Here is a 12903-nt window from a genome sequence, read left to right on the forward strand (position 1 = left end):
CGACGACGAAAGTGCTGTCACCGTCATCTGGGCAAGTCCACTCCCGAGTGATATGGAGAAGTCACTGGAAGAGGTTCGACCTGATTTGGTCTCGACCGGATTTACTGGAAGTACGCTCGTTGATGGCCGGATAGACGACGAAGTTGACAAAAAGGAAGATCGAACAATCAATCCCGGAGAGAGTCTTCACATCGGCGCGGTCGTTGACACGCGCGAACGTACTATTGAAGAAGAGCCGATACCCGATCAATTGGATGGAACAGTTAGCATATTCGCAGACACAGAGAGTCCAAATGGCTGAGATTCTACTCTCATTAATTTACTCACAAACATATTCTATCGGAGAGTTCAGGGCTTGGCAGGAATGATCCAACTCTTGCGCTACATACAGTCTTTGTATCTCGCACAGCGTTCTTGACAAGTATGTATGTGATTGAGTGTGCCTATCGGTAAGTGAGTCACCTGTACTGANGCTACATACAGTCTTTGTATCTCGCACAGCGTTCTTGACAAGTATGTATGTGATTGAGTGTGCCTATCGGTAAGTGAGTCACCTGTACTGACCACATCCGATGAGAATGTACCACTTTCTAAGGATTTCAACAGAGCCGGCGGATTTTTGAGGTAAAAAACGAGTGATAAGTAGGTATCGCTCGCTGTCAGTCGCGCTTTCGTCTCACGCCAAGAACGAACAGGAGCAACGCAAGCAGTGACGCAACGTAGCCGAAGCCGGGCGTTGAGTTGTTGGTCCCGTCTGAACCGCCACCAATGGTCAACGTGGCGGTCTGACTGTCGTTCTCGGTGAAGACGCCGTGTTCGTACTCGTCCGTTTCGAGATTCAGCGTCTCAATATCGGCAAACTCAACGGTTGTGGTCTCGCCGGGCGCGAGGAGAACGCTCTGGTTGGCCATGACGGCTCCACCAATGCGGTACTCGACAGATTGTGTGCCCTCAGTGTCACCGACGTTCTCGATCGTTGCGGTGACTGTGAGCGCGTCGCCGGCCGAAATCGTGACGTCCTGCGGGTCTAACTCGGAGACGACGAACGACGGCGCGCCGGTGTCGCTGTCACCACCAGAGCCGTCGCCGCCGTCAGCTCCGCCGCCATCGGAGCCGTCACCACCGTCTGACCCGCCACCGTCTGACCCGCCGCCATCAGACCCGCCGCCATCAGACCCGCCACCGTCTGACCCGCCACCGGAACCACTGCCGCCAGCCCCGTCACCGCCGTCGGTCCCACCGTCCCCATCGCCCGGAGGCCCGTCGAACGTCTCGTCGGAGAATGTCAAGTTTAGTTCGATGACCCCGCTCTGACCGCTCAGTTCGTACGGACTGCCAACTGCTTCAGGACCGTCCGGGCTCGCTATCCGAAAGTGAATCTCATCACCGGCAGCGGAGTTCACGGTGAGTTTGTCATCGAAGGCGCCAGGTCCNGCTTCAGGACCGTCCGGGCTCGCTATCCGAAAGTGAATCTCATCACCGGCAGCGGAGTTCACGGTGAGTTTGTCATCGAAGGCGCCAGGTCCACCGTACTGCCCCGCTTCACTGATCGTCATCCTGTCTTCGACGCTCCCGTTGACGACTGCGTACACTTCTGTACCTGCCGGTGCGGGAGTGTCTGCGTTGTCTGTGATCTGGCCGTAGAAATTGACGGGCTCTCCGGGCGCGCTCTCCTGTGCGCTGACGACACCAGCACCAACACTACCAGAACAGAGCACCAGCGTTGTGATCAGTAGTACACCAAGTGTTTTCGACGCGTCATGAATGCGTGTAGAAGCCATGACAAGTTCTCGGTGATATGTTGCGTATCGCTGTCATATGAGTATTTTGTTGCTTGATCTATTGTGAACTAAACATGCGTTGGCTCTCCTATAGAGCGGCATGGAACACTCTACAGTTGTCTGTAGACTCGCCCGCAGACGCGAGTGAGCAGCCAGAGACTGTCTGGGGAGCCGGCCCGTCGTAGTTCCTCAGAGAACCTGAGACGCTTTGTTTCAGCGAGGGAGATTATCGAGATCAGAGCTCTTCGGTTGAATGACGCTGAGGTCTTGGGGGACAGCAAGAGCCTATATTTGTCTCGCGGTGAGAAGTACTGACATCCCCTGATGAAAGCGTATCCGTCACCGCCGCAGCTCGACGACGCCCCTGAAGCGTTGCTGTCGCGCGGACACCTCTGGCTCCGTGAGCACGTTGTCGGGCCGCAGGTGCGATTTACGATGGAGCCGTCTGGGCTGTTGATCTTTGGAGACCGAGAGCAGGTCTTCGACGATGTCCCTCCGGAATACCGGCATACCCTTCGACACATTCGAGCGGAGTTCGACCGCGACGCGTTTCACAGCGCTGTCGAGGACCCGTCAACGTACGTCTTCTTCGGCGTGGCACCGTGTCACGTCGGTGTTGCGTACGACTGGGAGCGACTGCCGCCGTTTCTTGGCCATGCCATCTGGAACGAAGCCAACGAGCGATTCATCCCTAGTGACAGGGCCGACAAAGTGTTTGAGCGCCTCAATCTCACGCCAGTGAACACGTTTCAAAAAGAGGTGAACGTCCGTGATTTCTCTCCCGAGCAGTTTGAGATGCCTGATTCGGCGTGGTATGACGGCCCGGCCGCAGGGGTTCGGATTGAGAACCGCAGTGGTGGGAGCGCACTCTTGACCGAGTTCACTGTTGGTGAACAACCGACTGAGCAACTCGCTCACGATGAGCCGTCAGCGGTTGCCAGCGAACTCGTGACCGACACACGGGTCAACCGAGCTGTCGAAGCTGTTGAAGCGGCAGGAAACACAGTCACGACTGCCGACGTTCAAGTTCGTATCTTCGAGATGATCGTCAGAGAGGAGTACGTCCGTCTTGACCAGAGTGGCATCGACGTAGAGACGCTGCGGTCCGCAGTCGGGTCGGTTGTCGCTCAGAGACTCCGTGACGACGTGGTGAACTCAGAGGATAGGTTTTGAAATCTGTGAGTACCGGTGACAGCAGTGGGTTTAATCGACGAAACCATATGACAGTCACTAAGACATGTAGATTATGCTGTGTTGAATAGCGATCTGATCGGCTAATATCGCGGAGTAGAAGGACGAAGCCGAGGAAATCGATTCTGTCCATGGAAGTCGATATCCTCGACTTCGTTGAGCAGTGTNGCCCGCTGGAAACACGTTGTGCTACACTGTTTTCGGCTCGAAGACGGCCACAGCTACCGTGAAACGCCGAATCGGCTGAAGTACATGGCCGAGGTTCGCAACGTCCTCGGGTTAAATCGAGACGATCTCCCAGACTACAGCACGATCTACAAATCGTTCGATCGGCTGGAAATGTGGGTGTGGCGGGCGCTGCTGCGCGTTTCCGCGCAGCAGCACCCGCAGTCTGGCCACGCCGCTCTCGACAGCACGTTCTTCGATCGGCGACGTGCGTCGTCGTACTTTCGCCAGCGGGCAGGCCGGACGATACAGACGCTGAAAGTGACGACATTAACTGATATGGAATCGCTTGCTGTTCTTGATATTCATATCGCAGCTTGGTGGAAGCATGACACGAAGACCGGACCGCAGGTCGTCCGCCGAAACGCGGACGACCTGCAGTCCGTCGCCGCCGACAACGGCTTCCAAGACTGGCATACCGAGTACGAAATCGCCGCACATGGCGTTGAGTACCTTGTTCATTACCGCGGGTCGTCAGCCAAAGCAGCCGCGAACAACGCGCTCAACCGAGCAAACGACTACTCTCAGCGCTGGATGGCGGAAACATCGTATTCGACAACGAAGCGCTCGCTCGGCGACGCCGTGCGAGCGCTGGGCTGGTATCGGCAGTTCCGGGAAATCGTCTTGATGTTCGCCATCACCAACATAGAACCACTGTGTGAACCGCTGTAACCGTGACTCAGCATCTATTCAACACAGCAGTTCCTTCAACTCTTGAGAGAAAGCTCTATCTTACGCTTAGTTCGACCGTAGCCATCACGCAGTATCCCGCCGTCCATGAATTAGGGTTAGCCGATCATGCTTGCCGTTGTGGCGAGTGTGAGTATGGGTCTGTCTGAGGTGGAGCTAAACTGACCAGCAATGTGCGATATATATTCACTCTATCGCAACTGCTAACGAGGCCTCATAATCTAAATTACAACTGAGTGGTTTCTACAATATTCCCACACCACTTCTACTTACTGAGAGTCTACATTCTTCTGATAGAGGTGATTTACGTGCTGACTCCGGAGGAACCCGTCTCGTTGTAAGTCTAATAGGTAATCCTCAGCCTCTTGAGGATCCTCTGGTATGCTATCTTCAATCTCGTTGAGATAATCTGATAGTTCGTATAATTCACCCACGCCCCAGTCAAGCGTTGAATCCACCTCGAGATACATATTATAACTGTCAAATGTGTGTCGGCGGACTGCTTTATTTATCCCGTTCTCGATAACCCATTGGACTAATGATTCGGCATCAGTTGTTCCATTTATAATTTGGGAATAGGTGAATGCGACAGAAATGATAGGATTTCATTATTGTGTGCCATGACGCGCTTTCGCACCATCACAGCTCTCAACAAAGTTGATGATGTGTTTCAGTTGTTGAATCGCAGCAATAATTCTTAGTGTTATAAGAACCGATCGCCGACGATGCGTGGGTCCCTCGTTAGCCGACTGGTACTAGCCCTCTTCGTTTTGAGTAGCACAGCCGCGGTCGTGGCAACCGCCACTGGCCCGGCTATCCAACTATCGTCAGTAACAGTAACACCAGACGATCCAACTACCGACGAACAAGTCACAATCGAAGCTACCATCTCAAATCTCGAAAATAGTGACTCTATTGTCGAGGTCACGGATCTCTATGTCCGATCGATAGGGACTACACAAGAGTTTGACCGCATCGAGAACATTGGATCAATCTCTCCTGGTGGGTCCCTATCTGTCCCAATCTCAGCAACGTTTGAGACACCTGGTCAAAAACAGCTGGCAGTCAACCTTGTTGTACGGGATACCAGTGGCGAGTATCACTCGTACACCTACCCAGTTTATATTGAGGTGTCTGAACCGAAGGTGAAAGCTGATCTGTCAGCGACAGTTTCACAAAACGATTCTGAGACGGTCGAGGTTTCGCTGACAAACTTTGGCAACACTAACCTCACCGATGTCGAGGTTACTGCCACAGCTAATGATAACGTCCTTGACCGCAACTTTGTCCGTGACGTGTCGCCTGAGTCCAACCGAGTTACCGCCTTCGACACGAGCGGCGTTGTATCAGATACGGTCGAGTTTACCGCGACGTATGACGCTGCTGGCGGCAATTACTCTACCTCGCTTGTCACCAACATCAACGAAGAGACTCAAGTTCCCGGTGAAATTCGACTCACCGCGGTTGAGGTCTCACGTGTCGGTTCCGGGGTAATGATCGAAGGTGACGCTGCGAATCTCGGCGGCACCGATGCTGATTCTGTACTCGTCCAGATCGACGATACTGCTGATGTCCAACCCGTGTCCCCGTCGGGTGAGTACTTCGTTGGTGGCGTTGAGGCCAGCGAGTTCGCCACATTTGAACTCACCGCAGAGACCGAGTCAAACGCTTCGTCGATTCCCGTCGCCATCACGTATATCGTTGATAACGAGCGTGTGACGACGACACAGAGGGTTGACTTGACGGCTGCCGCCATGTCTGCGGGCAGCAGCTCGGCGCCTGGTGACAGCGTTGCTTCCGGTGCCGACGCGTCCGGCCCCCGTTCCGGATCCGCTGGCTCCGGAGGACTTCCACTCCGGCTTATTGCTGGCGGTATCGCAGTTATCACCATTCTCCTCGCCGGTGTAGCCTACAGGTGGCGCAGCCGATGAGTGTCATTGTACTTGAGGATGCGATAAAGCGGTACCACACCGGCGGAGAAATCATTGAGGCGCTGGATAGTGTCAACTTCCGTGCTGACCGCGGCGAGATGGTTACAATCATCGGTCCCTCTGGCTCGGGCAAGAGTACGTTGCTGAATATGATTGGGTTGCTCGATACGCCGACAGCTGGACGTGTCCGGCTTAATGGGCGTGATGTCACAGACTTTTCTACGGATGAACTGACCGAAGAACGCCGATCTGACATCGGATTCGTCTTCCAAGATTATCACCTGCTTCCGATGCTCACAGCAACCGAAAACGTGGAACTGCCAACAATGTGGGACACCGAGGTTGATAGACGTGACCGGGCTGTTGAATTGCTCAACCGAGTTGGACTTAGTGACCGACTGACACACAAGCCTCCTCAACTGTCCGGTGGCCAACGCCAACGGGTCGCCATTGCGCGTGCACTAGTCAACGAACCGGACGTTCTTCTTGCGGACGAGCCGACTGGTAACCTCGATCAAGACACCGGTGCGACAATCTTAGATGAATTAACGAGGCTCAAAGAAAGCGAGAACATCGCTATTGTAGCAGTCACTCACGACGAGCAGTTAGTCGAGTACTCTGACCGGGTTGTTGAGTTGGTTGACGGGACTATCAATACATGAGCAGACGACATCCTCTACGACGATTTCCCAGCGCATTGATGGCATGGCGGAATCTTGGCCGTAATCGGGTTCGGACCGCTCTCGCGACACTCGGCATTCTGATTGGAGTCGTTGCGATCGCATCGTTAGGAATGGCTACGGCCGCAATCCAACAACAAGCTACCGCAAATCTTGAGGGGTTATCGAACGAGGTGACAGTCTCTGCAGGGCCGGACAACCCCAATGACGGAATCTCTGCCGACCAAGTAGACGATATTGAGCGGCTCGCAGGTGATGCGACGGTGGTACCCGAGCGGAGCAATGTGACAACACTCTCCGCTCGGAATGGAGCTGAAACACGCGTTAGCGTAACCGCATTAACGAAGGCAGATGCGATGTATAATGTCTCCCGAGGGAGCATCTCAAACCGCCTCCGGTCAGGGGCGTTACTCTCCCAGGCGGATGCCAGACGGCTTGGGATCGAGATTGGTGATCCGGTTACCTACGACGGGAAAATTTATCGCGTCCAAGGAATCCTCTCGTCATCCCAAGGTATCGGCGGTCAGCAGCGAGTACTCGTGCTACCGCTCTCGGCAATGGATAATCAGAATTATTATGATTCGGTAACTGTTTTGGCGGAACCTGGACAATCAGTGGAGGCTCTTACAGCCAACATCGAATCGTCATTCAATACTGCTGACGAGGATATCGTTCGTGTTCGCAACTTTGCGTTTGTACAGCAGAACGTTGGATCATTTCTGAGTACGCTCCGACTCGGGCTCCTTGGCATTGGGTCAATTTCGTTGGTGGTTGCGAGCGTCGCGATTCTCAATGTAATGCTGATGAGTACCGTCGAACGGCGGGGAGAAATTGGTGTTCTCAGAGCTGTCGGCATAACCCGTGGCGAAGTCCTTCGAATGATCCTCACTGAAGCGGTGTTCCTCGGGGTAATTGGCGGCGTGTTGGGAGTCGTCGTTTCCGCCGGTGTCGGAGTGATACTATTTGAATTCTTGCTGGGGAGCCCACTAAGCGCCTTCCGCTGGCAAAGTGTACAGTACCTCCTGTATGGGATGGTGTTTGCGGTTGCTGCAAGTTCGATTAGTGGGTTGTATCCAGCATGGAAAGCAGCAAATGAACGACCCGTTGAGGCACTTCGAGATTGATCTCACGTATTGAATCCCAACCTAATCGAGACTTCCATGGTCCGCTGAAAGTGGTCTAAACGACATCCGGAACCGTTCGGAACACTCGGAGGTCGTATTATATCACTACGCCGTGACCGACCAGAACGTGATACGCGACGGAACGGTGTTCGACGACGATCACCTCCCCTCCACCATTGTCGGCCGGAATCGACNGCGCTCGCACCGATTCAGGACGGCTTTCGCGCCGAGAACTGCTTCCTGTTCGGTCCCTCCGGCGTCGGGAAGACGACGGTCGCGAAGGCGGCCGTGCGCGAGCCCCGACGGGAAGTCCTCGAAGTCCCGTACGCCTACGTGAACTGCTGGCAGGACTACACGCGGAACGCAGTCCTCGAACAGATCTCCCGCGACCTCGTCGGCGCCGCGCTCCCGCGGNTACGTGAACTGCTGGCAGGACTACACGCGGAACGCAGTCCTCGAACAGATCTCCCGCGACCTCGTCGGCGCCGCGCTCCCGCGGTCCGCTTCGACGGGGCGACTCATCGATCGCATCACGACCGACCTCAACGGTCCCGGCGTGGTCATCCTCGACGAGGTCGACCAGCTGCGAGAGAACAAGGTCCTCTACGAACTCCACGAGATCCGCGGGCTCTCATGGATCGGCATCGCGAACCGAGAGGTCGACCTCCTCGCGGACCTCGACGAGCGAGTCACCTCACGGATCAGCGTCGCCTACCACGTGAACTTCGACTCCTACGGGGAAGACACAATCACGGAGATCCTCTCTCGACGGGCTCGCGAGGGGCTCGGTCCCGGCGCCGTCGATGAGGACGTGCTTCGACGCATCGCGCGCCTCTCCGAAGGAGACGCGCGGCAGGCGACCGCCGGGCTGCGGGTCGCGGCCCGAATGGCTTCTCGCGAGGGATTGTCCGCGATCCCGGGGCGACTCGTCGAGGACGCGGTCGCCGACGCGGAGCGNCTGCGGGTCGCGGCCCGAATGGCTTCTCGCGAGGGATTGTCCGCGATCCCGGGGCGACTCGTCGAGGACGCGGTCGCCGACGCGGAGCGTGAGGTGCGGCAGAAGACGATCTCGAAGCTGAACACGCACCGGCGGGCGCTGTACGAGGTCCTCGCCGAGGAAGACGGGCTCATACAGAAGGAGCTGTACGCGCGCTATCAGGAGACGCACGACGACCCCGTGACGCTGCGATACCTCCGGGAGAACCACCTACCGAAGCTGGAACACTACAACCTCGTCGACGTCGAGCAGGACCNCCTCCGGGAGAACCACCTACCGAAGCTGGAACACTACAACCTCGTCGACGTCGAGCAGGACCGCGGATCGAAGCGGTACCACCTCGTCGGCGTCGGTCACACTGCGCCGACGCCACAGTCCTGAATAGGCGCGTTCGTCGCCGCCTCCAACAGTAGTGTGTAAGCACACTAGGTTTATTGATGGTGATCTCGTACTTCCGAGCATGAGTAGCGAGAGCGTTGATTCCGAAAGCAAGGTCTCGGGAAACCAGGCGAATATTCCCGCGCACATCCGTCGAGAGATGGAGATCGACGACGGTGACAAGCTCCGCTGGCAGATCGAGGACGACGGGACGCTCCGCGTGCGGGTCGTCCAACAGCGCAGCGGGACGTTCAGCGACTTCGACGGGTACGACGGCGACCGGGAGACCGACGTCGAGAGCGAACACGACGCGTGGGGCGTCGACCCCGAGTAGATGCCCCGGGCACTCGTCGACACGAGCGTTCTCTTCGCGGCGGCGTACCGTCGAGACAGCGCGCACGAGGACGCACTCCCGATCCTCAGGGGGATCGATACCGCGAACCTCCCGGAAGCGGTGATTCTAGACTACGTACTCGCGGAGACGCTCAACGGCCTGACGACGCACGCGGGCCACGACGCCGCCGTCGACTTCCTCGGCCGAGTAGAGGAGAACACGCGGCTCCACGTCGAGTCGCTGACGGCGGACGCGTTCGCGACGGCGAAGGGCCTCTTCCGACAGCACGAGCGGTTCTCGTTCGTCGACGCCTGTATCGTCGCGTACATGCAGGTCGAGGGGCTCGGGTACCTCTACGCGTTCGACGACGATTTCGACGCCGCCGAGGACGTGTACCGCCTCGACGTCGCGACCGATCCGTACCAACCGGACTGAGCGAGACGCGGCCCGCGTTCGGGGAGATAGTCACGAGGAGCCGGCGAGTTCCGGTCCGGACGGGGTGGACCGTTCGGAACACCGTCCGGAACGGAGCGGTCCTCGCTGCGTCCCGCGATCGTAGCGCGTCAGGAACCATCCGGAACCCCCCGGGTCAGGCTAAACCACAGCCGACGACCAGCACAGGGTATGGCGTCGAAACAGCCGGCCCACGACGGTAGCGCACAGACGAAAGAATTCAATGTCGACCTCGTCGCCGAAAGCATCCGCGGCTACCGCAGTCCCCGTCACGCGCTCGCGGCGGTCAGCGTCGACGCGCCAGTCCGCCGCGCTCGACTTCTACGAGGACCGGGAGTACGAACGGACGGCGACGTCGACGGCGGGTGCGTACGAGCTGGTCCACTTCGAGAAGGATCTCTGAGCGCCGGTCGCCCGTAGCCAGCCATTTGTGAGCCGACCGAGAGGGTGGCGTATGGACCGATTGGTCTGCTACGACTGCGGCGAGACGGCCGCCGGCGGCGCGGCCCGCTGCGCGTGCGGCGAGCCGCTCTGGTTCGACACCGACGGCGGCGCGTTCTCGTGGCCCGACGCGAGCGGCGGCGACAACGACGACGCCGACGACGGCGTCCGGCTGGGACGAGACTCCCTCTGGCGCTACGAGTCTGTGCTCCCAGCGTCGGTGCCGACCGGATTCGCCGCCGCCGCCGGCGGTACGCCGCTGTTTCGTGCGCCGTCGATCGAACCGCCGGATGGCCCGGGGATCCATCTCAAGGTCGAGGGGACCAACCCGACGGGGAGTTTCAAAGACCGGGGAACGGCCGTCGGGATTGGTCGCCTCGACGGGCCGGTCGGGACCGTCTCGCACGGCAACATGGCGCTGAGCGTCGCCGCGCACGCCGCCGCGGCGGGCCGGGAAGCGGTCATCCTCGTGGCGGAGGACACCCCGGACTCGCGGCTCGCGATGATCGCCCAACACGACCCCCACCTGTTCCGGGTCCGCGGCGAGTACGGGAAGCTCTACGAGGACGCGCTCGAACGCGACCTCGGCGTCGCGTTCCTCAACTCCGACGCCCCGCTTCGGGTCGCCGGACAGAAGACGGTCGCGTACGAGATCTGCGAGGCGTTCGCCCCGGACGCCCCCGACGCGATCCTCTTGCCGGTCAGCAGCGGCGGGCAGGCGAGCGGGGTCTGGAAGGCGCTCCGAGAGCTTGACGCGGCGGGACTGCTCCCGTCGGTCCCGCGGATCTACCTCGCGCAGGCCGCTCGCTGTGACCCCATCGCGCGGGCGTACCGACGGGGGGACTCGCGCGTTGAGGCCGTCGAGGGCGAGCCGACGGCGGCCGTCTCGATCAACAACGCCGACCCGCCGAGCGGGAACCGGGCGCTGGCGGCCGCGCGAGCGACGGACGGCGGCGTCGTCTCCGTCTCGGAGGAGTCGATGCTGGCCGAGACGGACCGGCTCGCGGCCGACGCCGGGGTTTCCGTCGAGCCGTCGTGCGCCGTGGCTACGGCCGCCGTGCGCGACCTCGCCGCGTCTGGCGAGTTCGGCCCCGAGGACGACGTGGCCGTGATACTCACCGGATCGGGGTACAAGTACGGGCCGAGCGAGGTCGACGCCTCCTCTGTTCGGGAGGTCGACCGGACCGATGTCCCGGACGCGGTCCGCGAGGTAGTTCCGTGATCGGGCGGGCGTTTCGATGCTGCGCGGAAGGGCGGGTCGCGTTCAGTCCGCCTGCCGGTCGGCGGCGTCGTATCGCCGGACCAGCGCGCCGACGTACCAGAACTTCAGTCCCATCGCGAGCGTTCCGGCGAGGCCGGCCCGGACGGGTCGCCGGCGATACGCGGCGACGAACGCGTACACCGAGACGGGGACGTTGAGCAGATTGAGCCAGTTCGGGTACGAGTGGTCGAAGACGCCCGCCTTCCGTTCGCGCGTCCACCAGCGTTCGGCCAGTACCACGCGGGTCATCCACGCGTCGTCGTCGTCCGGCGGGGCGAACAGAATCGGGTTCACCGCGGTGAACAGGAGCGCGACGCCCGCGAGTCGCCACCTCCGGTGATAGACGGCGAAGAGGAGCGCCGGCAGCAGGGCCGTGCGACTCCAACCGCTCTTCGGATTGGAGTGGCGGCGCCAGAACCGCTCTTCGAAATCGTCCGGCAGGGTGGGGGTCATGTCTGAACGTCTATCTGAGTGATCAAATAGCTTCGTTCGAGTCAGGAGGTGTCGACGCATACTTTTCGGCGGCCGCGTGGACGCCGCGCTCGGCCTCGTGTGCGATCCCGACGAGGTCTCGACCCTCCTCGAATCTGAATAGATTCTCAGCCATTTTCGCGCTGTGGACACCGGATCGTCGAAGTTGTAGCTCTTCAGCGAGGTTCACGAATACGTCGCGGCGCCGAATCCGCTCACCCGAGTCCGTCGTGGCCATATCTGTAGCACTGGCAGCCAACGTTAAGAACGTGAGCCATGGCCATCGAGTGAAACTGGAAGTAAACAGGCAGGCGATTCGACAGTTGTGTCCAGACTGAGGGAAATCGAATCTTCGGCGAGAATCTGACCGAATAGTTCCTGTCCGAATTTTATTTTTCTCCGTGGAACCGTTTCGATGTTGGCTGACTTTCGCGTGATGACCCTCCTCAACGTCGTCCATACTTCACCGCTCACCAAATCGCACTAACCCCGAATCTCTCGTATCGAATTCCCGCAACGTTCCCGACCACAGCAGTTTACACGCAGGTCGCCGACGGCCGGGTATGGATCCCTTCGACAACGGGGGTAGCTGTACGAACGGCCACTACTTCGCGTCGCCGGAGCAGGCGGGCGACGGGACCTGCTACTGCCCGAAGTGTAACGCCAAGAACGTCGCGCCGGGGACGGACGGCGTCGAGGACGGCGGCCGCTGCCGCAAGGGTCACTACTTCGAGGCGCCGACGCGGCTGGGCCACGGGGCGTTCGCCTGCCCGGCCTGCGAGTCGACGGACATCGACCCGAGCGACGGCGGGTTCGCGGACGGCGGGCGCTGCGACAGCGGCCACGAGTTCCGCGTTCCGGACCGGACCGACGACGGCGTGTTCCGCTGCCGCGAGTGCGGCACCCTCGATCTGGAGCCGAACTGACCGCACGACGGCGCGAACGG

14 protein-coding genes and 2 pseudogenes are annotated in these 12903 nt (G+C 59.3%); 13 read left to right on the plus strand and 3 right to left on the minus strand.

The window, feature by feature from the left end; genetic code table 11:
- A pseudogene (locus tag C463_RS18575) lies at window positions 1-301 on the plus strand (hypothetical protein); the annotation flags it as partial.
- A gap of 358 nt (window positions 302-659) precedes the next feature.
- Here the strand turns inward: C463_RS18575 and C463_RS20055 are convergent.
- Window positions 660-1781, minus strand: a complete 1122-nt coding sequence (locus C463_RS20055; protein WP_160163101.1) for a CARDB domain-containing protein — start codon at window positions 1779-1781, stop codon at window positions 660-662.
- 435 nt (window positions 1782-2216) lie between these two features.
- Here C463_RS20055 and C463_RS08220 point away from each other — a divergent pair, with 435 nt between their 5' ends.
- From C463_RS08220 to C463_RS08265, 11 genes and pseudogenes are all read left to right on the plus strand, one after another.
- Complete coding sequence (locus C463_RS08220; RefSeq protein WP_049905715.1) at window positions 2217-2954, plus strand: hypothetical protein; 738 nt, start codon at window positions 2217-2219, stop codon at window positions 2952-2954.
- A gap of 149 nt (window positions 2955-3103) precedes the next feature.
- Window positions 3104-3869: pseudogene (locus tag C463_RS08225) on the plus strand (IS5 family transposase).
- A gap of 809 nt (window positions 3870-4678) precedes the next feature.
- Window positions 4679-5818, plus strand: a complete 1140-nt coding sequence (locus C463_RS08235) for a hypothetical protein (protein ID WP_239638867.1) — start codon at window positions 4679-4681, stop codon at window positions 5816-5818.
- Window positions 5815-6480 carry an ABC transporter ATP-binding protein gene (locus C463_RS08240; protein WP_049905717.1) on the plus strand — a complete coding sequence of 222 codons (666 nt, stop codon included), beginning with the start codon at window positions 5815-5817 and terminating at the stop codon, window positions 6478-6480. The genes C463_RS08235 and C463_RS08240 overlap by 4 nt, the downstream gene beginning before the upstream one ends.
- Window positions 6477-7622: an ABC transporter permease gene (locus tag C463_RS17640; RefSeq protein ID WP_008442698.1), complete on the plus strand. Its 1146-nt coding sequence runs from the start codon at window positions 6477-6479 to the stop codon at window positions 7620-7622. The genes C463_RS08240 and C463_RS17640 overlap by 4 nt, the downstream gene beginning before the upstream one ends.
- A 240-nt stretch (window positions 7623-7862) precedes the next feature.
- The gene (locus C463_RS20135; protein ID WP_394295262.1) at window positions 7863-8429 is read left to right on the plus strand and encodes an AAA family ATPase; all 567 of its coding nucleotides are present in this window, start codon (window positions 7863-7865) and stop codon (window positions 8427-8429) included.
- Window positions 8430-8433: 4 nt separating this feature from the next.
- Window positions 8434-9000 carry a hypothetical protein gene (locus C463_RS20140; RefSeq protein ID WP_394295263.1) on the plus strand — a complete coding sequence of 189 codons (567 nt, stop codon included), beginning with the start codon at window positions 8434-8436 and terminating at the stop codon, window positions 8998-9000.
- 79 nt (window positions 9001-9079) lie between these two features.
- Window positions 9080-9331: an AbrB/MazE/SpoVT family DNA-binding domain-containing protein gene (locus C463_RS08250; RefSeq protein ID WP_008442702.1), complete on the plus strand. Its 252-nt coding sequence runs from the start codon at window positions 9080-9082 to the stop codon at window positions 9329-9331.
- On the plus strand, window positions 9332-9766 hold the full coding sequence (locus C463_RS08255; RefSeq protein WP_008442705.1) for a PIN domain-containing protein: 435 nt from the start codon (window positions 9332-9334) through the stop codon (window positions 9764-9766).
- 241 nt (window positions 9767-10007) lie between these two features.
- Window positions 10008-10187 (plus strand): hypothetical protein, encoded by a 180-nt coding sequence (locus tag C463_RS08260; RefSeq protein WP_049905710.1) that lies wholly within the window; start codon window positions 10008-10010, stop codon window positions 10185-10187.
- 51 nt (window positions 10188-10238) lie between these two features.
- Window positions 10239-11447 carry a threonine synthase gene (locus tag C463_RS08265; protein ID WP_008442707.1) on the plus strand — a complete coding sequence of 403 codons (1209 nt, stop codon included), beginning with the start codon at window positions 10239-10241 and terminating at the stop codon, window positions 11445-11447.
- Between the two features lie 42 nt (window positions 11448-11489).
- Here the strand turns inward: C463_RS08265 and C463_RS08270 are convergent, their stop codons facing one another.
- Both C463_RS08270 and C463_RS08275 read right to left on the minus strand, forming a co-directional pair.
- Window positions 11490-11939 carry a DUF6653 family protein gene (locus C463_RS08270; protein ID WP_008442709.1) on the minus strand — a complete coding sequence of 150 codons (450 nt, stop codon included), beginning with the start codon at window positions 11937-11939 and terminating at the stop codon, window positions 11490-11492.
- Between the two features lie 22 nt (window positions 11940-11961).
- Window positions 11962-12195 (minus strand): hypothetical protein, encoded by a 234-nt coding sequence (locus C463_RS08275; RefSeq protein ID WP_049905711.1) that lies wholly within the window; start codon window positions 12193-12195, stop codon window positions 11962-11964.
- A 325-nt stretch (window positions 12196-12520) separates the two neighbouring features.
- Between C463_RS08275 and C463_RS08280 the strand changes: the two genes are divergently transcribed.
- The gene (locus C463_RS08280) at window positions 12521-12883 is read left to right on the plus strand and encodes a hypothetical protein (protein WP_008442711.1); all 363 of its coding nucleotides are present in this window, start codon (window positions 12521-12523) and stop codon (window positions 12881-12883) included.
- Window positions 12884-12903: the final 20 nt, after the last annotated feature.

It is taken from the genome of Halorubrum californiense DSM 19288, from assembly GCF_000336875.1.
Taxonomy (GTDB): domain Archaea; phylum Halobacteriota; class Halobacteria; order Halobacteriales; family Haloferacaceae; genus Halorubrum; species Halorubrum californiense.

Bases quoted from the DNA above. Each gene is read 5' to 3' on its own strand.
- C463_RS08220 (WP_049905715.1), top strand. From the start codon at position 2,217: ATGGAGCCGTCTGGGCTGTTGATCTTTGGAGACCGAGAGCAGGTCTTC.
- C463_RS08240 (WP_049905717.1), top strand. From the start codon at position 5,815: ATGAGTGTCATTGTACTTGAGGATGCGATAAAGCGGTACCACACCGGC.
- C463_RS17640 (WP_008442698.1), top strand. From the start codon at position 6,477: ATGAGCAGACGACATCCTCTACGACGATTTCCCAGCGCATTGATGGCA.
- C463_RS08250 (WP_008442702.1), top strand. From the start codon at position 9,080: ATGAGTAGCGAGAGCGTTGATTCCGAAAGCAAGGTCTCGGGAAACCAG.
- C463_RS08255 (WP_008442705.1), top strand. From the start codon at position 9,332: ATGCCCCGGGCACTCGTCGACACGAGCGTTCTCTTCGCGGCGGCGTAC.
- C463_RS08260 (WP_049905710.1), top strand. From the start codon at position 10,008: ATGTCGACCTCGTCGCCGAAAGCATCCGCGGCTACCGCAGTCCCCGTC.
- C463_RS08265 (WP_008442707.1), top strand. From the start codon at position 10,239: ATGGACCGATTGGTCTGCTACGACTGCGGCGAGACGGCCGCCGGCGGC.
- C463_RS08270 (WP_008442709.1), bottom strand. From the start codon at position 11,939: ATGACCCCCACCCTGCCGGACGATTTCGAAGAGCGGTTCTGGCGCCGC.
- C463_RS08275 (WP_049905711.1), bottom strand. From the start codon at position 12,195: ATGGCCACGACGGACTCGGGTGAGCGGATTCGGCGCCGCGACGTATTC.
- C463_RS08280 (WP_008442711.1), top strand. From the start codon at position 12,521: ATGGATCCCTTCGACAACGGGGGTAGCTGTACGAACGGCCACTACTTC.